This window comes from Nonomuraea sp. ATR24 (assembly GCF_041950485.1).
GTDB classification, from domain to species: Bacteria; Actinomycetota; Actinomycetes; order Streptosporangiales; family Streptosporangiaceae; genus Nonomuraea; species Nonomuraea ceibae.
In genome coordinates, this window is record NZ_JBGNUU010000014.1 from 86,476 (window position 1) to 103,571 (window position 17,096).

Genomic DNA, 17,096 nt, shown 5'->3' on the forward strand with positions numbered 1-17,096 from the left:
TCACCCACGGGACGCGCCGAGGAGCACCTGCCGGGCGCGCTCGCGGTCGCCGTAGACGGAGGCCACGAAATCGGTCACCCCGGCCGCGGCGAGGCCCTCGATCTGCTCCCGGACGGAGTCCTCGTCACCGATGACCGCCACGTCGCCGGGTCCCTCGGCGCCCTCGCGGTCCAGCATGGCCCGGTAGGAGGGCAGCTTGCCGTACATCGCGAAGATCTCGTCGGCGCGCGCCCGCGCGGCGGGGGCGTCGTCGGTGACGCAGACCGGCAGCGTGCAGACGATGCGCGGCCGCTCGCGGCCGGCCTCCTCCGCGGCGGCGTTGATCGTGGGGGCGATGTGGCCGGCGACGGTCTTCGGGCCGGTCATCCAGAGCACGGTGCCGTCGGCGACGGTGCCGGCGAGCCTGAGCATGCGCGGGCCGAGCGCCGCCACGAGCACCGGCAGGCCCGCGCCGGGCGTGCCCAGGCGCACGTTCGCGCGGAGCGTCTCGCCGCCGTAGGAGACCTGCTCGCCGCGGGTGGCGGGCAGCAGGATCTCCAGGTACTCCTTCATGTGCCGGGCCGGGCGGTCGTAGCTGTAGCCGAACACGTCCTCGATGACCACCTTGTGCGACAGCCCGATGCCGAGCGCCAGCCGCCCGCCGAGCGCCGCGTTGACGGTCATGGCCTGCTGCGCGAGCACCACCGGGTGGCGCGGATAGGTCGGCACCACGCCGGTGCCCAGCTCGATCCCGCCGCCCGCCCGGCTGCCGGCGACGGCCAGCGCGGTGAGCGCGTCGAGGCCGAAGATGTTCGACATCCAGGCCGAGTCGAACCCGTCGCTCTCCGCCTGGGCGATCCGCTCGCTCAGCTCGGCGAACGGGTCGTCCCCCTGGGGCTCGTTGATCAGAAGTCCGAATCGCATCGCTACAGAACTCCATTCTGGTGGCCGCAGGCGCGAGTCTAACCCGATCACCCAGGGTGTTGGCGGAGCCGTGCGGGCGGCGATTTGTAAAGTGGCTCCATGACCCACGAACGCGCGGGGAAGCCCGCTCAGCCCGCCGACCTGGTCGACGTCGCCAGGCTGGTGACCGCCTATTACACGCTGAAGCCGGATCCCGGCGAGGTCGCGCAGCGGGTGGCGTTCGGCACCTCGGGACATCGCGGGTCGTCGCTGAAGACGGCCTTCAACGAGGACCACATCCTGGCCACCACCCAGGCCATCTGCGAATACCGGCAGGCGCAGGGCACCGACGGGCCGCTCTACCTGGGCATCGACACGCACGCGCTGTCGGAGCCCGCCCGCGTGTCGGCGCTGGAGGTGCTCGCCGCCAACGGGGTGCGGGTGCTGATCGACTCGCGCGACGGCTACACGCCCACGCCCGCCGTGTCGCACGCCATCCTCACCCACAACCGCGGCCGCACCACCGGCCTCGCCGACGGCGTCGTGATCACGCCGTCGCACAACCCGCCCTCCGACGGCGGCTTCAAGTACAACCCGCCGCACGGCGGCCCGGCCGACTCCGACGCCACCTCCTGGATCCAGGACCGGGCCAACCGCCTGCTGGCCGCCGGGCTCAAGAACGTCCCCCGGGTCAGCTACACCAAGGCGCTCGCCGAGGCCGGACGGCACGACTTCCTCGGCTCCTACGTCGACGACCTGCCCTCCGTCATCGACCTCGACGCCATCCGCGCCTCCGGCGTGCGCATCGGCGCCGACCCGCTCGGCGGCGCCGCCGTGGCCTACTGGGGGGAGATCGCCGAACGGCACCGGCTCGACCTCACCGTGGTCAACCCGCTCGTCGACCCCACCTGGCGCTTCATGACGCTCGACTGGGACGGCAAGATCCGCATGGACTGCTCCTCGCCGTACGCGATGGCGTCCCTCATCGCCGGGCGCGACGCGTACGACATCTCCACCGGCAACGACGCCGACTCCGACCGGCACGGGATCGTCACGCCCGACGGGCTGATGAACCCCAACCACTACCTCGCCGTCGCCATCTCCTACCTGTACGGGCACCGCGACGGCTGGCCCGGCGACGCCGGCGTCGGCAAGACGATGGTGAGCAGCGGCATCATCGACCGCGTCGCCGCGTCGCTCGGCAGGCGGCTGTACGAGGTGCCGGTGGGGTTCAAGTGGTTCGTGCCGGGGCTGCTCGACGGGTCGCTCGGGTTCGGCGGCGAGGAGAGCGCCGGGGCGTCGTTCCTGCGCCGCGACGGGTCGCCGTGGACCACGGACAAGGACGGGATCATCCTGGCGCTGCTCGCCTCGGAGATCCGCGCGGTCACCGGCAGGTCGCCGAGCGAGCACTACCGCGACCTCACCGCCGCCTACGGCGAGCCCGCCTACGCGCGGGTGGACGCGCCCGCCACCCGGGAGGAGAAGGCGGTGCTCGGCAAGCTGTCCGCCGACCAGGTGACGGCCTCCACCCTGGCCGGCGAGTCCATCACCGACGTGCAGACGGCCGCGCCGGGCAACGGGGCGAGCCTCGGCGGGGTGAAGGTGTCCACGGCCAGCGCCTGGTTCGCGGCCCGGCCGTCGGGGACCGAGGACGTGTACAAGATCTACGCCGAGTCCTTCAAGGGGCCCGACCACCTCGCCCAGGTCCAGGAGGAGGCCCGCTCCCTCGTCTCCGCCGCCCTGAACTGACCCACCTGCCCCCGGCCCCAGACGCGCGTCCCACCAGGAGACGGCCACCCCACGGAGGTCACGGCCTCCGCGAGGGGGCGGGCCTCCTGGACGGGGGCGGGCCTTCGGAAGGGGCCGTACGCCTGGGAAGGGCCGCCTCCCCCAGAGGGCGCCCCCTCCCCCAGACGCGCGTCCCACCAGGAGACGGCCACCCCCCGGAAGTCGCGGCCTCCGGGAGGGGTGGTCAGTGGCCGGGCCTGGCGGGGGTCAGGGGAGTTGGCGGGTCGGTGGGGTGGGGACGCCGGTGCGGCTGAGGTCGGCGCGGCGGCCGGCGGCGACGCCGTCGCGGTAGCCGGTGCCGCTGGTGCGGGGGACGCTGAGGCGGACGCGCGGGTAGACGGCGGAGACGGCGCGGTCGACCTCGGCGCGGCGGTCGGCGAGGACCAGGGCGGTGCCGGCGACGGGCGACTCGTCCTCGGCGCGCCGTTCGGCCTCGCTCAGCAGCCGGTAGACCTCGTCGGTGAAGCCGAGCAGCCAGGAGCGGCGGTAGGCGCGGACGGCGTCGACCCCGTCGGGCAGCCGGACGCGGGCCAGCCCGGAGGCCATCTGGAGCAGCAACGACGTGGCGAGCAGTTCGGCACGTTCCAGGTCGGCGGCGAAGCCGAAGACGTGCACCCGGTGCCCGCCGTCGCCGCGCCCGATGAGCAGCGGCCGGCAGCGCAGCGCCTGCGCGACGAGGCTGACGAGCCGGGCCTTCTCCCTGGCCCACGGCCCGGGCAGGGTGACGATGCGGTCGCCGGGCCGCCGGCGGGGCTGTTCGGGGTCGAGGGCGTCGATGCCGTACTTGGCCATGAGCGCCGTGGCCGCCGCCATGAACGTGGCCCGCTCGTGCTCGTTGTCCGTACGCTCGGCCTTGGCCAGCAGTTTCCTGACCCGTTCGAGCGTCCGCTCGCGCACCCTGGCGCCCCCGTTCCGTTCAGGACTTGGTCAGCACCCGCCCGTCGTCGGCGATGGCGGGGAAGGCGCCGGTGTCGACGATGCCGTGCTGGTGGAACAGCGCCTCGATGAGGGCGTGGGCCCGCGGCTCCAGCTTCCACAGGGCACGATACTCGCGCGCGGTGGCGAGCGAGATGCCGATCTCCTGGGCGATGTCGACGGTGCGCGGGACGATGCCCTTGGCGATCTGCCGGTCCCAGTAGGCGCGGGCGGCCCGCATGAGCGCGGCCCGCTGGGCGGTGTCGACGACCTGGGGGGTGGCGTCGAGCACGTCGACGTCCTCGTCCTCCTCGTCGACGAGTTCGGCCAGGGCCGGGGGGAGTGCGGGGCGGGCGGGCACGGGCTGGTGGTCGGGGTCGGGCTCCCAGGGCACGCGGGGGGCGGCGTCGATGAGCGCGGAGGTGTTGTAGAGGGCGGCGATCTGGGCGAGCAGGGCTTCCTGGCGGGCCTGGTCGACGGCGAGGCCGGTGTGCTCGACGGCCTGGTCCATGGCCTTGTCGAGCTTGGCGAGGGCGGCGCGCATCTTGCGTTCGGAGCCGCCTGACTCGCGCAGCGCCTTGGCGCGCTTGGCGGCCAGGGCGACGCGCGTGAGCCTGCGGTGCGCGTCGACCTCGCTGGCGGTGCGGTCGCTGACCTCGGCCAGGCCGAGGCGGACGAGGAGCCGTTCGGGGGTGAGCCGCCAGTTGATGCGCCCGGTGCCGCGGATGCGGTGGCGTTCGATGGCCATGCCGCGCTCCCACAGCCAGGCGGCGACGAGCGGGGCGGCGAGCCGGAAGATCGCTTCGGGGAGGCTGCGCGCGTCCATGCTGGACAGCACGGCGGTCAGGCAGGTCAGCGCCCACACGGCGATGCCGTCGATGCCGGCGGAGTAGTTCTCGCGCATGTTGCGCCGGGCGCGTACGGCGGAGGTGATGATGGCGACTTCGATGAAGGCGAACAGCAGCAGCCGCAGCGGCCCGTCGAGGCCGAGGACGTCGCCGGAGAAGCGCCACATGCCCTGGGCCGAGACGCCGGTGGCGATGGACGCGGCGACGATGGTCAGCAGGTCCTCGATGGGGCGGGGGGCGACGTAGCGGGCGACGAGCCAGGCGGTGGCGCGCCAGACGACGCGCAGGACCAGGAAGGCCAGCCCCAGCCCGGCCAGCGTGAGAACGGCGATGACGGCGGTCGCGAGCGGCTTCTCTGTGATGAAGGCCGCTATTTCCTCGAATGTGGGCATCAGTCACTATCCGTGAGGCTCAGTCTCGGGCTCCAAACGACGAGATCATCGCAGAATGTCGCCATCTTGTACGCCAAACGCCGCCTGCCGCCCCGGTTTGCCCGTCTTTCCCCGTACGCCCCAGGAGCAGCACAAGAAGCGGGGTTCGTACCGGACAGCTACCTTCCGTGCCGTCACGGGAGGCGGGGACCGCCGGACGAGGTGACCAGGACACTTGCGGTCGGCGGGACGGAATCTCATCATCAGGTGAGATGAAATCTCGTCCTTTCGGAGGGCACCAGCCACCCGTCATGGATGGGACCATCTATCGAGGGATTTATCCCAACATGGTGTGATGTATCCCAGCAGGACGGATTTCGATGTCAGACTCAGAGTTCCCGCTCGTCCAGTTCATGCGCGACGGGTTCGACCCGGCGGCCGAACTCGCCCGCATCCGGACCGAGCACCCGGTCTTCCCGATGGAGATCCCGGGCGGCCAGACGGTCTACCTGGTGACGCGGTGGGACGACGTGCGTGGCGTCCTCGGCGACCACGAGCGCTTCAGCAACGACTTCGCCGGCGTCATCGGCCTGGGCTCCAACCAGGAGGACCCGGGCGGCCTCGGCTTCCGCGACCCGCCCGAGCACACGCGGCTGCGCAAGTACCTGACGCCCGAGTTCACCATGCGGCGACTGCGCAGGCTGGAGCCGCGGATCGAGGCGATGGTCGAGGAGCACCTGGACCGGATGGCGGCCAAGGGCTCGCCGGTGGACCTGATGGAGGAGTTCGCGCTCCCCATCCCGTCGCTCGTCGTGTGCGAGCTGCTCGGCGTCCCGTACGAGGAGCGCGCCGACTTCGTCAAGCTCAGCACGGACCGGTTCGACTTCACCGCCGGGCCCGAGGCGTCGCTGCAGGCGATCAACGACGCGATGACGTACCTGGTCGACCTGGTCGCCCGTGAGCGGCAGAACCCCGGCGAGGGCCTGCTCGGCCAGCTGCTGCGCGAGCATGGCGACGAGCTCGACGACCGGACGCTCGCCAGCATGGCCGACGGCCTGCTGACCGGCGGGCACGACACGAGCACCAGCATGCTCGCGCTCGGCACGCTGTGGCTGCTGGAGAACCCCGAGCAGGCCGCCAAGGTGCGCGAGGTCGACGGCTACGTCAACGACGTCGTCGAGGAGCTGCTGCGCTACATGACGGTCGTGCAGGTGGCCTTCCCGCGCTTCGCCCGCGACGACCTGGAGCTGCACGGGCACCAGATCAAGAAGGGCGAGATGGTGCTGTGCTCGCTCGCCGCGGCCAACCGCGACCCGAACCTCGGCGACGACATGGACGAGGTGAAGCCGGGCCGCCCGACCGCGGGCTCGCACCTGGCGTTCGGGCACGGCATCCACCGCTGCATCGGCGCGCCGCTGGCCCAGATGGAGATGCGCATCGCCTTCCCGGCGCTGCTGCGCCGCTTCCCCGGGCTGCACGTGGCCGGGGAGATCCCGTGGCGCAAGCTGGCCATCGTCTACGGCGTGGAGAAGCTACCCGTCGCCTGGTAGAGGGGTTACGTTCGCGGTGTGAGCGATCCTGTCATCGACCTGACGGCGATCGGCGCCGTCGTGTTCGACACCGACGGCGTGGTCACCGACACCGCCCGGGGGCACGCGGCCGCCTGGAAGCACGTCTTCGACGCGTTCCTGCGCGGCCGCTGCGAGCCGTTCGACATCCGCGGCGACTACCTGCGCCACGTCGACGGGCGTCCGCGCCTCGACGGGGTGCGCACGTTCCTGGCCTCGCGCGGCATCACGCTGCCCGAGGGCGCGGCCGACGACCCGCCGGGCGCGCCGACCGTGCACGGGCTCGGCCTGGCCAAGGACCAGCTGTTCCTCGCCGAGGTGGACAAGTACGGCGTCGCCGCGTTCCCCGCCGCCGTGGCGCTGCTGCACGAGCTGCGCCGGCGCGGGGCCCGTACCGCCGGGGTGTCGGCCAGCCTGCACGGGCGCAGGCTGGTCGGGGCGGCGGGCGTGACGCACCTGTTCGACGTGCTGGTCGACGGGAGTGACGCGGCGCTGATGAACCTGCCGGGCAAGCCCGACCCGGCGCTGTTCCTGGAGGCGGTGCGCCGGCTGGCGCTGCCCGCGGTCCGGGCGGCGGTGGTGGAGGCGGCGCTGCCGGGGATCGAGGCGGCCCGCAGGGGCGGGTTCGGGCTGGTGGTGGCGGTCGACCGCGACGGCCCCGGCCTCGCGCGCGACGTGGATGTGGTGGTGGACGACCTGGGCGAGCTCACCGTGCGCGGGCGGGTTCTACCCTTGACGTCGTGACGGTGCTCATCGACCCGCCCAACTTCCCCGGGCCGCGCGGCCTGCTCTGGTCCCACCTGGTCAGCGACAGCTCGCTGGACGAGCTGCACGCCTTCGCGGTGCGGCTCGGCGTGCCCGGGCGCGCGTTCGACCGCGACCACTACGACGTGCCGGAGACGGCGCACGCGCACGCGGTGTCGCTCGGCGCGCATCCGGTCAGCTCGCGCGAGCTGCTGCACCGCCTCATCGCCTCGGGGCTGCGCCGCCGCAAGCCCCGCTGAGCTCGGCGAGCTCGCGCGCCATCGCGGCCCGCGCCCGCTCCTCCCACAGCTCCCGCGCGGCGGGCGTGCGATAGAGCTCCGGTACGGCCAGCAGCCGGCGCAGCACCTGGGCCCGGCCCCGCCTGAAGAGGTCGTCGGGCACGTGCGCGTACTCCTGGCGGATCGCCCGCGCGTAGGCGGCGTAGCCGTCGCCGCCGAGGACGGCCAGGTCGGCGTCGCACAGCACCGCGCCGTCGCGGTCGCCGGCGGTGACGATGTCGTGCGCGGCGGTCAGCCGGACCAGCCTGGCGACCTCGGCCACCCGCGACGGCGGCACGCCGCAGCGCGGCAGCCTGGCCTGGGCGAGCTGGGCGCTGCGCTCCTCGTCCCAGCCGGGCCGCCCGTCGTAGACGGCGTCGTGGAACCAGGCGGCCAGCCGCACCGCCACGGGGTCGGCGGCGGAGCCCTCCAGCAGGCCGACGGCGGACAGCACCGCGCGCAGGTGGGCCAGGTCGTGGTAGCGCCGGTGCGGCTCGCTCCAGCGGGCCACCAGCTCCGCCCCCACGGCGAGCGCCGCCCGCGACTCCCCCGCCACCCCGGCCCACGCCTTCAGCACGCCTCCACCCTAGAACCCCGCGGCGGGCCGTGGCCGTGCGGCTGACCCCGCCCCGCCTCAGCGCCGCCGCACCCGGACGCGCCACTCGCCGGGCCCCTCGCTCAGGTACGTGAAGCCGTAGTCGCCGTCGGCCAGCTGCCAGCACAGCAGGTTGAGGTCGTGGCCGGAGCGCAGCTCGACCGCCTCGTCGCGGCCGAGCCTGCGCAGCCGGTCGCGTACGGCGTCGGCGGCCGCGGCCTGGGGCAGCGTGTCCAGGTCGATCACCGGCCCCTCGGTGAGCGGGAACCAGCGGTGCGGCTGCGCGCCGAGCGCGGCGGTCGCGGCGGCCGGTCGGCCGAGCGCGGCCAGGACGCGTTCCTCGGTGGCGAAGTGGCGTCCGAGCTGGGTGAGCAGGTCGCGGGTGAGGGTCGCGAGCCGCGCCGGCGGGCAGGAGTCCGAGGCCGCCCGGGTGATCGCGTCGACGGCGGCGCGCAGCCGGGCGTGGTCGCGGGTCAGCCGTGACAGCGCGGGCGCGGCGCCGTAGGCGGGGAACAGCAGCCACTCCTCGTCCCTGATCTGCCGGATCACCTCGGCGCGCAGGTAGGCGGTCAGGGCGCGGGCCTCCCGCTCCGGGGAGCCGCCCCGGGCCGCCGCCGCGAGCAGGGCCCGGGCGCGGGCGGTGACCTGGGCCAGGAGCTGGGCGTGCTCGCCGGTGAGGGTGTGCGGGGTCTCACCGTCCCTGGGGCGCGCGGCCGAGGTCCTGGCGTGCCGTCTCAGCTCCGCGGGCCGGCTCATCGGGCGACGCTCCGCTCGGTGGGGAGCCGCTGGCCCGGCACGCTGTCCGGGGTCAGCTCAGGCCGCGCCGGGAGGGCGGGCGGCTCCTCCGGCTCACCCGGCGCGGCCTCCGGGGCCTGTTCGGGCGGCGTGGCCCGTTTATGCTTGACGACCCGCACGCCGAGGCCGAGCCCCAGGGCGGCCGGCGCCAGGACCGTGCCCAGCACGGCGACGATGGCGATCATTTGTTCCTCCGATATCCGCCCCGTGCGGCCGGCGGGGCATCGATGGCCGGATCCTGCCGGTGTCCCGTACGCGCGCTCAGGGCCCGTACGTGCCCGCGTCGTGGCGCTCGCGCAGCCACCAGAAGCCGGCGGCCATACCGGAGAACACCAGCCCGCCGACGCCCGACCCGCCTGCCAGGGAGAGCACGCCGAGCCCCAGGCTGAGCAGGAGCGGCAGCGTGAAGGCGGACGTGGCCGGGTCGCCGGACGGGGCGTCGTCCCCGAGAAGCCGGGCGTCGGTCGAGAAGTCCCGCGCGAAAGCCGGATCGTCGGCCAGCAGCCGGCACTGGATCTCCCGCAGCACTTCGCGATCTCGATCACTGAGCACGATACCTCCCCAGGACGCATTTGCATCGTAACACGATAGAAATCGGGTGAACATGGGCGGTCTTTCATCACGTTGACCTGGAGTGATGTACTGTCGCTGCGCCGCACGTCACCTCGTGACGCGATAGACTTGTCCGGTGTCCGACCATGAGAGCCCGCCCCTGACCAAGCAGGACTTCGAGGCGCTGGCCCGCTTCCGCTTCGGGATCCGCAGCTACCTGCGCTTCAGCGAGGAGACGGTGCGCGCCGACGGCCTCACCCCGCAGCAATACCAGCTGCTGCTGGCGCTGAAGGGCTTCCCCGGGCGGGAGTGGGCGACCGTGCGCGAGCTCGCCGACCGGCTCCAGCTCCGCCACCACAGCGTCGTCGAGCTGGTCAACCGCGCCCAGTCGCAGGGCCTGGTCAGGCGGGAGGCCCACCCCGACGACGGCCGCGCCGTGCGCGTCCTGGTGACGCCGGAGGGCGAGCAGGTGCTGACCCGCCTGAGCGCCCTGCACCGCGACGAGCTGCGCCGCATGCACACCGTGCTGACCCTGCCCGTCTGGACCAGCACCGGCTGACGGCCCCCGGCCCGCCGCCCGCCCGGGTCAGCGGCGGCGCCGGGCGGCCGCCGCGCGGATGGCCTCGGCGTACGGCTCGTCGGCCGCGCGCGTGGCGGGCGGCAGGTCGGCGTACGGGACGAGCGCCGGGTGGCCGGGATCGCGCGTGCTCATCCACGCCGACCAGGCGTCGTGGACGTCCTCGGCGCTCACCGCCTCGCCCTTGGCCCGCAGCAGCACCGCGTACAGGACGAACAGCCCGGTGGCGTCGTCCGGCGGGGCGGCTCCGGCGGGCAGCAGGCTCCGGATGAGGCGCGCGTCCGCGTCCAGGTAGGTCATGCCAGGAGTCTGCCCGCCATCAGCAGCAGATGCAGCAGCACGAACACGCCGGGCACGATCCGCTCGGTGCTGCCGAGGTCGGCGTAGCGGCCCCGCAGCGGCCCGGTCCGGCTGGCCAGGAGCGCCTGCCACTCGCTGCCGAACGGCTGCACGGGCAGTTGCAGCTCGATCTCGTTGATGACGGCGAACTTGGCCCGGTTGAGATCGCGGTAGCTGCGCAACTGCACCCACCAGGTGCCCGACAGCACCACTCCGACCAGCGCGAACACCACCGGGACCGGCCACGGCCTGACACCGGTGAACAGCGACAGCGCGGCGACCGACAGCAGCGTGCTCTGGACGGACAGGAAGAAGGCGTTGGCCAGGGTGCGCCGGGCCGAGACCCGGTCGGCCATCTCCACCGCGACCTTGTAGAGCTCGATCACGGGAGCCAGGTCGTTGCCGGGGGCGGACATCCTCGATCACCTCAGTCGTTGGAGCGCGTAGGCCAGCAGGTGGTGGGTGGCCGCCGGGCCGCCGATGGCGATCCGGCTGACCAGCAGGGTCCTGGCGCCGTCCCCGGAGTTGGGCGAGCCGGGGGCCATCCGCGCCCAGGCGTGCCTGATGTGGGTCGCCAGATAGCGGGTGTCGCTGCCGGTGTCGGCGAGGACGACGACGCGGTGGACGGGGTAGCGGTCGATGACGCGCTGGAGTTCGTAGCCGGTGCCGACGTTCTCCTTCTGGAAGCCCGACAGGTCGATGACGACGAGGTCGGCGAGCTCCAGCAGGGTGTCGACGGCGCGTTTCCAGTAGCTCCCGTGGCACAGATAGGCGGACAAGGGGTAGCTGCCCTTGCGGTCCCAGACGCGCACGCCCTTGCCGCCGGTCCCCCTGATGGTGCGGAACCCGCTGGGCAGCGGCTCGGTGGACCGCGCGCCGAGCGCCCGCAGCATGCGCCGGTCGGAGGTGATGAACAGGTTCTTGAGCGTCCCGGTGCGCCGCGCCCGGGCCAGCTCGGAGTAGCTCACGGAGGCGGCGCTGCGCAGCAGGTGCACGTGCCCGCAGCGGCGGAAGGCCCCTTTGACGAAGTCGCGCACCCGTAACTCGTTCTCGAACAGCCGGAAGTAGGCGATGTCCAGCGGGGGCCGGCCGAAGACGTTGCGCTCGGCGGTGACCTTGGGCAGGCCGAAGGTGATGCTCGGGGGCGGATCGTAGTAGGTGATCCTCAGTTCGGGGATGACCGGGGCCCGGTACTGGGCCGGGGTGGCGGTGGCGGGCGGCATCAGCGCGGCGAAGGCCGGGTCCTGGGAGAGCCTGCGCACCTGCCAGGCCAGCAGCTGCCGGCGCGTGACGTCGACGGCGACGACGACGAGCACGGCCAGCCCGACCCCGCCGGCCAGGCCGGCGACCCAGATCGCCTCCTCCGCGCGCGAACCCATCCGCTCGGGGACGAGCTGGGTGCCCAGCGCGACGATCACCAGCGGGAACACCACCCACGGCACGGCCAGCAGCGCGACGTTGCCCACCGTGGTGCGGCCGGGCCGTGACTGGCGCAGGGCGGCGCCGTGCTGGGCCGTGGGCGGCAGCAGCAGCGCCTTGACCGGATCGCGCGCCTGCCGCCGCTGCGACAGCGCGATCTGCCAGCGGACCACGCTCGCGGCCAGCGCGATCGTGAACAGCGCGGAGATCACGCCGGTGCCGCCGGCCAGCCAGGGGAAGAGCTCGAAGTCGCGCGGGATCCGCACGACGACGGTCACGGCGGGGATCCGGCCGCTCATGTAGGAGGAGACCAGCCAGGCGATGCCGCCGGTGTAGAGGGCGCCGATCAGGTTGCCGCGTACGGCCTGCGCCTCCGCCGCCGGGTCGAGCCGATAGCGCATGCTCCGCCTCCGTCCGCGCCGCGTGCGGCCGCCCGAGACCCCCCGGCAATGGCAGCCATCCTGAATGGAACGCCACCAGCTCCGCCCCAGTCAACGCATATATGTGGCCCCGCCTGTCACACAGGTGGATATATCCCCCACCGGGGGAAACGGAGGACGCGAGAACCCCCGGCTGCGGGGTCAGCCGGCCTGCGAGCGGGCGCGGCGGGCGTAGGCGCGGGCGGCGCGGGCGCGGTCGCCGCAGCGGACGGAGCACCAGTGGCGGCGGCCGCGGCTCAGCAGGAAGCGGTTGCAGGGCGCGGCCCCGCACGAGCTGAGGCGGCCGGCGTCCGGGCCGGTGAGGAGGTCGGCCGCGTCGGCCGCGAGAGCCGCGAGCGCGCGGTCGAGGATCTCGTTGACCGGGCACGGCGCCGCGCGGTACGGGCCGCGCCGGTCGTCCCAGTACAGCAGCGCCGCCGTGGGCGCCCTGCTCAGCGCGTCGTTGACGGCCGACAGCGCCGCGGGCAGAGCGGGCACCCCGGCCACGCGGGCGGCGAACAGCGACCTGACGTGCTCGCGCAGCGAACGCAGCTGCGTCGCGCACATCTCCCGCACGCCGGCGTCGGCCGGAGCCAGGCCGCGCTCGGCCAGCCACCGGTTCGCCGCCTCCGGGGTGCCGAGAAGGTCGACGAACCGCCCTCCGGGCAGCGCGACGGCGCTGTTGGCGAAGTCGAGGGCGAGGTGGTCCGCCGCTCCCGGCGCGGCGTCCTCGGCGGCCCGACCGCCCTGTTCGAGTACGGCGGCCTGCGCTTCCTGACCGACCCGACCTTCGACGCCCCCGCGACTACCTCGTGCCGCGCGGCCGGCCGACCAAGACGGCCCCTCCGCCGCCGCCCCGGCCGACCTGGGCCGGATCGACGTGGTCCTGCTCTCCCACGACGAGCACCCCGACAACCTGGACGTCTCCGGCCGGGCGCTGCTCGCCGGCGTCCCGCGGACCCTCACCACGCCCGGAGGCGGCCAGCGCCTGGGCGGCGGGGCCAGGGGGCTGGCCGACTGGGAGGCGGTCGAGCTGGAGCGCCCCGGCGGCGGCACGGTCACGGTCACCGGCGTGCCCGCCGTCCACGGGCCCGGCGCCCGCGAGGACGTCGAGCCGTTCACCGGGCAGGTCGTCGGGTTCGTCCTGACCGGGGATGGCCTGCCCACCGTCTACGTCAGCGGCGACAACGCCTCGCTCGAACTCGTCGAGCGGACAGCTGGGCGCACTTCACCGAGGGGCGCGACGAGCTGGTGGCCGCCTTCACCGCCGCCGGGCTGCTCGACCGCCTGGACCTGGGCGAGCGGGGCTGACCCCGGGACGGCTCCCGCACCGCGTCCGCCCTGCCCCCGGGGCGCGGTCCGGGGTCAGCGGGCGGGGAACAGCGCGTCCGCGAGGGAACGGCCGGGCCGGACCGCCGGGGGGATGGCGAAGACGGCGCTGCCGGTGTGCTGGATGAAGGCGTTGAGCCGGTCGCCGGCGTCGGCCATCTTGCGCTGGGCGCGGACGAAGTCGCCAGGGTCCCGCAGGTAGGCGCAGAACAGGGTGCCGGTGTCGTAGCTGTTGTGCCCGGCCCCGGCGTGGTCGTGCAGCGGGTCGTCGTGGCTGTGGCCGGGCTTGTCGCCCCCGGGGTGCTCGTGGCCGGCGTCCGGCGCGGGCGGCGCCTGGAAGGCGTAGTCGTAGTTGTACGAGCGCCGCAGCATGGGGATGCCGTGGACCAGGGCCACGTGGGAGTCGGCTGGGATGAGGGGTTTGCCGTCGGGCCCCTTCTTGCCGAAGTCCGCGGGGGTGAACTCGTGGCCGCCGCTGAGCGGGGCGCCGTTGTCGCGGCGGCGGCCGATGGACCGGTCCTGCTTGTCGGCGGTGGAGGTGTCCCAGGTGGGCAGGTCCATCCGGATCTTGCGGAAGACCAGGTAGGTGCCGCCGGTGAACCAGGACGGCTCGTCCGGGGCGGTGACCCGTACGGCGTCGTCGAAGGCGGCGGTGCCCGGCCTGGGGTTGGCGGTGCCGTCCTTGTGCCCGAACAGGTTGCGCGGGGTGGCGTCGCCGAACCGGCCGAGGAAGCCCTGCTGGCTCCAGCGCAGCCGGGCGAGGCCGGGGGCGCGGCCGCGCAGGGCGCGGAAGGCGTGGCTGATGCTCTGCGGGTCGTCGCCGCAGATCTGCACGAACAGCTCGCCGCCGCTCCAGGCGGGCTGGAGCTGGTCGGTGGAGAAGGCCGGCAGCCGGCGCAGGTGCCGGGGCCGCTCCTTCTTACGGCCGATGCGGCCGAACAGCTCGGGTCCGAGGCCGAACGTCACGGTCAGCCGGGAGGGCGGCAGGCCGTCGGCGATGCCGGTGTCGGCAGGCATGCCGGGGCGGCTGGACGGGAGCGGCCCGGCGGGGCGGCCCCGCATGAGCCGTTCGGCGGCGGCGCTCCAGTGCTCCATGAGGCGCTGGAAGTTGACGGCGATCCGTTCGGTGGGCAGGGGCTTGCCCTTGGGGCCGGCGCTCTCGAGGTCGAAGGCGGCGAAGCAGGCGTAGAGCTGCTGGGGCGTGGCGATGCCGGGCTGCTGCGTCTCGTGACGCCGCTCCGGGGCCGCCTGCCTCGACGGGGTGGCCGGCGCGTCGTCTCCCGTGAGGGCCAGCGCCCCGCTCGCGCCCGCGGTCGCCACGAGCGAGGTGACCAGGGTGCGCCGGGAGAAGGCAGGCGTAGACGAACTGGGCATGGGTGTCCTCCAAGGCGAAGGGGGTCATAACCTTCAGGTAGCCTGAAGCCTAGGCGGCGGCACCGTCGCCCCTCTCCCCGGCCCCGCCCATGACTGCCCGAAACTCCCGGAAACGGCCCACACCCACATGAACCAGGCAGAGCACCCCGACCGGCTGGAGCGGGGACACCCGTTCCGGCAGTGGAAGACGTGGCGGATCCCCGGCACCGAGCTGACCCTCACCGGCTACTCCCGGGCGAACGACAAGACGTTCTTCCACATCCCCGAGCTGCGGTGCTGCCTCGACGCCGGCCTGTGCGAGGGGCGGCGGCCGGACACGGTCTTCCTCACCCACACCCACCACGACCACGCCAAGGACCTCGACCACCTGGCCGCCAACCCCTCCGGCGTGGACGTCTACCTGCCCGCCGAGGCGGTGCCGTACGCGGAGTCCTACATCCGCGCCTCCGCCGAGCTCAACCACGGGGCCGGGTTCGACCCCGCCCTGGCCGGGGGCCACCGCCTGCACGGCGTGGCCGGGGGCGACGAGTTCGGCTTCGGGCGCCGGGGACACCGGGTGCGCGTGGTGGAGTGCGAGCACAAGGTGCCCTGCGTCGGTTACGCCTTCTCGGAGCGGGTCAAGGCGCTGCGGCCGGAGTTCGAGGAGCTGCGGCGGTCACTGGCGGAGCGGGGCAGGGGCGCCGAGTTCGGGCGCCTGATGGCGCGCGAACGCGAGAAGGGCGTCGAGGTCGACGCCCTGACCACCCGGCCGCTCTTCGCCTATCTGGGTGACACGCACGTGCGCGTCTTCGAGCGCAACCCCTGGCTGTTCGGCTACCCGGTCGTCATCACCGAGTGCACCTTCCTGGAGGACGGCGAGCTGGAGCGCGCGGACCGGGTCGGGCACACGGTGTGGAGCCGGCTGCGCCCGATCGTCGAGGCGAACCCGCGTACGCTGTTCGTCCTGATCCACTTCAGCCTGCGCCACTCCGACCGGGAGGTGCTGGAGTTCTTCCGGCGGCAGCGGGAGCGGCCCGGCGCCTCGCGGCCGGACAACGTCCTGCTGTGGGTCCACCCGGACAGCCACCTGCCGGAGCAGCACCAGCACCGCCGCTGACCGTCAGCCGGGGCCGACGCCCAGGGCCCGGCGGTGGGTGGCGGGGTCGGCCAGGACGTCGAGCATGGCGCGGGCGAGATCGCCGCGCGACAGGCTCCAGCCGCGAACGCCGGCGGCGCACGCTCGTCCTCCTCAGCTCCGCCCGCGGCCGGTCCCGCCCCCGGCGTGCTCACCGAGGGCGGCGGGGGTGCGGCGAGGCGGCGGCCAGGAGGGCGCGGCCGGCGTCGGTGAGCTCGTGTGTGGCCGTGCGGCCGGCCCGGCTGCTGTCGATCAGCCCGGCGTCGCGCAGGACCGTCAGGTGCTCGCTGGCCGTCGGGGCGGTCACGCCCACCAGCCCGGCCACCACGCCCGTCTGCAACGGGGTGACGAGCGCGGCCAGGATGCCCGCCCGGGTCGTCCCCAGCAGCCGGTCGAGGGATCGCGGCGTGGCCGGCGCCGCCCACAGGTAACGCCCGGACGCCGGGTAGTAGATCGCCGGGGCCCAGTGGGCGGAGGTGGCGCACTGCACCCGGTCCGTGATGAACAGCGACGGGACGAGGATGAGCCCGTCCGGGCAGTCGACGTCGACGTCGACGGCCGACGCGACGGTGACGGTGTCGCCCTCCAGCGCCGTCGAGTGGTGCAGGCGCGGAAGGACCTCGCGCAGCCCCTCGCGGTTGACCTGGAGGGCCCGGTCCAGCATCTCGGCCCGCAGCGCCTGCCGCATGGACGGCCATTCCGGCTCCACGGCCGCCTTCCAGAGGCGGCGCACCGCGCAAGCGGCCTCCGCCCTGACCCGGCCGGGGTCGCCGAGCAGCCGGTGGCCCAGTCCGGCCTCCCGCCCGATCGCGGCGTCGGCGAGCTCGGCGCGGACCTGGTCCAGCGGGGTGGCGAGGAGGGCGGCCACGCACTCCTCGAACGACGGCTCGCTGGACATCGGCGACGGGTCGAGGAAGTCGGGCCGGTACGCGCCATCCGCCATGAAGATCGTGAGCGCGCCCAGGTCCAGCCCCGACAGGCGATCGCGGCGACGGCGCAGCCACGGGTGGAACATCGGGTGACGCCGTGGCTCGGTCAGAAGCCGGGCGAGGCTGACCACCTCGTGGATCGGCGACATCGCCCACCGCACGCCCGCGGCCCCGGCGCCCAGTCGGTAGCGGATCATCTCCCCATTGTCGGGCCACACCATTAGGCCAGGGCCGAAGTGAGCGCGAGCGGGCCGCGGAGT

At 73.9% G+C, this 17,096-nt stretch carries 19 protein-coding genes and 1 pseudogene; 7 read left to right on the forward strand and 13 right to left on the reverse strand.

All coding sequences use genetic code 11. The features are described from left to right. The gene (locus ACBI99_RS29955; protein ID WP_219502135.1) at nucleotides 1–903 is read right to left on the reverse strand and encodes a TIGR03564 family F420-dependent LLM class oxidoreductase; all 903 of its coding nucleotides are present in this window, start codon (nucleotides 901–903) and stop codon (nucleotides 1–3) included. 99 nt (nucleotides 904–1,002) lie between these two features. On the opposite strand from ACBI99_RS29955, the gene pgm reads away from it, so the two are divergent. Beyond that, nucleotides 1,003–2,631 (forward strand): phosphoglucomutase (alpha-D-glucose-1,6-bisphosphate-dependent), encoded by a 1,629-nt coding sequence (gene pgm, locus ACBI99_RS29960; RefSeq protein ID WP_219502133.1) that lies wholly within the window; start codon nucleotides 1,003–1,005, stop codon nucleotides 2,629–2,631. Nucleotides 2,632–2,877: 246 nt separating this feature from the next. On the opposite strand, the gene ACBI99_RS29965 is transcribed toward pgm, so the two are convergent. Both ACBI99_RS29965 and ACBI99_RS29970 read right to left on the reverse strand, forming a co-directional pair. Then, nucleotides 2,878–3,567, reverse strand: coding sequence for a DUF2786 domain-containing protein (locus ACBI99_RS29965; protein ID WP_219502131.1), 690 nt, complete (start codon nucleotides 3,565–3,567; stop codon nucleotides 2,878–2,880). Between the two features lie 19 nt (nucleotides 3,568–3,586). After that, nucleotides 3,587–4,825: a hypothetical protein gene (locus ACBI99_RS29970; protein ID WP_219502130.1), complete on the reverse strand. Its 1,239-nt coding sequence runs from the start codon at nucleotides 4,823–4,825 to the stop codon at nucleotides 3,587–3,589. A gap of 359 nt (nucleotides 4,826–5,184) precedes the next feature. On the opposite strand from ACBI99_RS29970, the gene ACBI99_RS29975 reads away from it, so the two are divergent. The 3 genes from ACBI99_RS29975 to ACBI99_RS29985 are packed head-to-tail and all read left to right on the forward strand — an operon-like array spanning nucleotide 5,185 to nucleotide 7,376. Then, a complete protein-coding gene (locus tag ACBI99_RS29975) occupies nucleotides 5,185–6,354 on the forward strand; it encodes a cytochrome P450 (RefSeq protein ID WP_219502128.1) in 1,170 nt (389 codons plus the stop codon). An 18-nt stretch (nucleotides 6,355–6,372) separates the two neighbouring features. Further along, nucleotides 6,373–7,116, forward strand: a complete 744-nt coding sequence (locus ACBI99_RS29980) for an HAD family hydrolase (RefSeq protein ID WP_219502125.1) — start codon at nucleotides 6,373–6,375, stop codon at nucleotides 7,114–7,116. Next, nucleotides 7,113–7,376 carry a DUF4031 domain-containing protein gene (locus ACBI99_RS29985; protein WP_219502124.1) on the forward strand — a complete coding sequence of 88 codons (264 nt, stop codon included), beginning with the start codon at nucleotides 7,113–7,115 and terminating at the stop codon, nucleotides 7,374–7,376. Before ACBI99_RS29980 ends, ACBI99_RS29985 begins: the two co-directional genes overlap by 4 nt. Here the strand turns inward: ACBI99_RS29985 and ACBI99_RS29990 are convergent. The 4 genes from ACBI99_RS29990 to ACBI99_RS30005 all read right to left on the reverse strand — a co-directional run bounded on the left by ACBI99_RS29990 (nucleotide 7,339) and on the right by ACBI99_RS30005 (nucleotide 9,336). Next, complete coding sequence (locus ACBI99_RS29990; RefSeq protein ID WP_375074029.1) at nucleotides 7,339–7,971, reverse strand: metal-dependent phosphohydrolase; 633 nt, start codon at nucleotides 7,969–7,971, stop codon at nucleotides 7,339–7,341. The two genes, ACBI99_RS29985 and ACBI99_RS29990, sit on opposite strands and share 38 nt — an antisense overlap. Before the next feature lie 57 nt (nucleotides 7,972–8,028). Beyond that, the gene (locus tag ACBI99_RS29995; RefSeq protein WP_375074030.1) at nucleotides 8,029–8,745 is read right to left on the reverse strand and encodes a hemerythrin domain-containing protein; all 717 of its coding nucleotides are present in this window, start codon (nucleotides 8,743–8,745) and stop codon (nucleotides 8,029–8,031) included. Then, complete coding sequence (locus tag ACBI99_RS30000) at nucleotides 8,742–8,969, reverse strand: hypothetical protein (protein WP_357587506.1); 228 nt, start codon at nucleotides 8,967–8,969, stop codon at nucleotides 8,742–8,744. The genes ACBI99_RS29995 and ACBI99_RS30000 overlap by 4 nt, the downstream gene beginning before the upstream one ends. A 76-nt stretch (nucleotides 8,970–9,045) precedes the next feature. Then, entirely contained in the window at nucleotides 9,046–9,336 is a 291-nt protein-coding gene (locus ACBI99_RS30005; RefSeq protein WP_357587507.1) for a DUF3040 domain-containing protein, read from the reverse strand. A gap of 136 nt (nucleotides 9,337–9,472) precedes the next feature. Between ACBI99_RS30005 and ACBI99_RS30010 the strand changes: the two genes are divergently transcribed. Beyond that, nucleotides 9,473–9,895, forward strand: coding sequence for a helix-turn-helix domain-containing protein (locus tag ACBI99_RS30010; protein WP_357587508.1), 423 nt, complete (start codon nucleotides 9,473–9,475; stop codon nucleotides 9,893–9,895). 27 nt (nucleotides 9,896–9,922) lie between these two features. On the opposite strand, the gene ACBI99_RS30015 is transcribed toward ACBI99_RS30010, so the two are convergent. From ACBI99_RS30015 to ACBI99_RS30030, 4 genes are all read right to left on the reverse strand, one after another. After that, nucleotides 9,923–10,213 (reverse strand): hypothetical protein, encoded by a 291-nt coding sequence (locus tag ACBI99_RS30015; protein WP_219502116.1) that lies wholly within the window; start codon nucleotides 10,211–10,213, stop codon nucleotides 9,923–9,925. Continuing rightward, nucleotides 10,210–10,668, reverse strand: a complete 459-nt coding sequence (locus tag ACBI99_RS30020) for a hypothetical protein (RefSeq protein ID WP_219502115.1) — start codon at nucleotides 10,666–10,668, stop codon at nucleotides 10,210–10,212. The genes ACBI99_RS30015 and ACBI99_RS30020 overlap by 4 nt, the downstream gene beginning before the upstream one ends. 6 nt (nucleotides 10,669–10,674) lie before the next feature. After that, nucleotides 10,675–12,072 (reverse strand): hypothetical protein, encoded by a 1,398-nt coding sequence (locus tag ACBI99_RS30025; protein ID WP_219502107.1) that lies wholly within the window; start codon nucleotides 12,070–12,072, stop codon nucleotides 10,675–10,677. Between the two features lie 180 nt (nucleotides 12,073–12,252). Then, the gene (locus tag ACBI99_RS30030) at nucleotides 12,253–13,059 is read right to left on the reverse strand and encodes an ABATE domain-containing protein (RefSeq protein ID WP_375074031.1); all 807 of its coding nucleotides are present in this window, start codon (nucleotides 13,057–13,059) and stop codon (nucleotides 12,253–12,255) included. Between ACBI99_RS30030 and ACBI99_RS30035 the strand changes: the two are divergent. Continuing rightward, nucleotides 12,971–13,228, forward strand: a pseudogene (locus ACBI99_RS30035) (MBL fold metallo-hydrolase); the annotation flags it as partial. The gene ACBI99_RS30030 and the pseudogene ACBI99_RS30035 overlap by 89 nt on opposite strands. Before the next feature lie 227 nt (nucleotides 13,229–13,455). Here ACBI99_RS30035 and ACBI99_RS30040 read toward each other — a convergent pair. Next, nucleotides 13,456–14,793 carry a Dyp-type peroxidase gene (locus tag ACBI99_RS30040; protein WP_375074032.1) on the reverse strand — a complete coding sequence of 446 codons (1,338 nt, stop codon included), beginning with the start codon at nucleotides 14,791–14,793 and terminating at the stop codon, nucleotides 13,456–13,458. Between the two features lie 127 nt (nucleotides 14,794–14,920). Between ACBI99_RS30040 and ACBI99_RS30045 the strand changes: the two genes are divergently transcribed. After that, the gene (locus tag ACBI99_RS30045; protein ID WP_219502103.1) at nucleotides 14,921–15,889 is read left to right on the forward strand and encodes an MBL fold metallo-hydrolase; all 969 of its coding nucleotides are present in this window, start codon (nucleotides 14,921–14,923) and stop codon (nucleotides 15,887–15,889) included. A gap of 169 nt (nucleotides 15,890–16,058) precedes the next feature. Here ACBI99_RS30045 and ACBI99_RS30050 read toward each other — a convergent pair whose 3' ends face one another. Then, a complete protein-coding gene (locus tag ACBI99_RS30050) occupies nucleotides 16,059–17,033 on the reverse strand; it encodes a DUF5937 family protein (RefSeq protein ID WP_375074033.1) in 975 nt (324 codons plus the stop codon). Nucleotides 17,034–17,096: the final 63 nt, after the last annotated feature.

What these genes read in the sequence shown, in the direction of transcription:
- ACBI99_RS30045 (WP_219502103.1), top strand. Translation starts at nt 14,921, where the DNA reads ATGAACCAGGCAGAGCACCCCGACCGGCTGGAGCGGGGACACCCGTTC.
- ACBI99_RS30040 (WP_375074032.1), bottom strand. Translation starts at nt 14,793, where the DNA reads ATGCCCAGTTCGTCTACGCCTGCCTTCTCCCGGCGCACCCTGGTCACC.
- ACBI99_RS30015 (WP_219502116.1), bottom strand. Translation starts at nt 10,213, where the DNA reads ATGACCTACCTGGACGCGGACGCGCGCCTCATCCGGAGCCTGCTGCCC.
- ACBI99_RS30000 (WP_357587506.1), bottom strand. Translation starts at nt 8,969, where the DNA reads ATGATCGCCATCGTCGCCGTGCTGGGCACGGTCCTGGCGCCGGCCGCC.
- ACBI99_RS30050 (WP_375074033.1), bottom strand. Translation starts at nt 17,033, where the DNA reads ATGATCCGCTACCGACTGGGCGCCGGGGCCGCGGGCGTGCGGTGGGCG.
- ACBI99_RS29970 (WP_219502130.1), bottom strand. Translation starts at nt 4,825, where the DNA reads ATGCCCACATTCGAGGAAATAGCGGCCTTCATCACAGAGAAGCCGCTC.
- ACBI99_RS29975 (WP_219502128.1), top strand. Translation starts at nt 5,185, where the DNA reads ATGTCAGACTCAGAGTTCCCGCTCGTCCAGTTCATGCGCGACGGGTTC.
- ACBI99_RS29995 (WP_375074030.1), bottom strand. Translation starts at nt 8,745, where the DNA reads ATGAGCCGGCCCGCGGAGCTGAGACGGCACGCCAGGACCTCGGCCGCG.
- ACBI99_RS30020 (WP_219502115.1), bottom strand. Translation starts at nt 10,668, where the DNA reads ATGTCCGCCCCCGGCAACGACCTGGCTCCCGTGATCGAGCTCTACAAG.
- ACBI99_RS29955 (WP_219502135.1), bottom strand. Translation starts at nt 903, where the DNA reads ATGCGATTCGGACTTCTGATCAACGAGCCCCAGGGGGACGACCCGTTC.
- ACBI99_RS30025 (WP_219502107.1), bottom strand. Translation starts at nt 12,072, where the DNA reads ATGCGCTATCGGCTCGACCCGGCGGCGGAGGCGCAGGCCGTACGCGGC.
- pgm (WP_219502133.1), top strand. Translation starts at nt 1,003, where the DNA reads ATGACCCACGAACGCGCGGGGAAGCCCGCTCAGCCCGCCGACCTGGTC.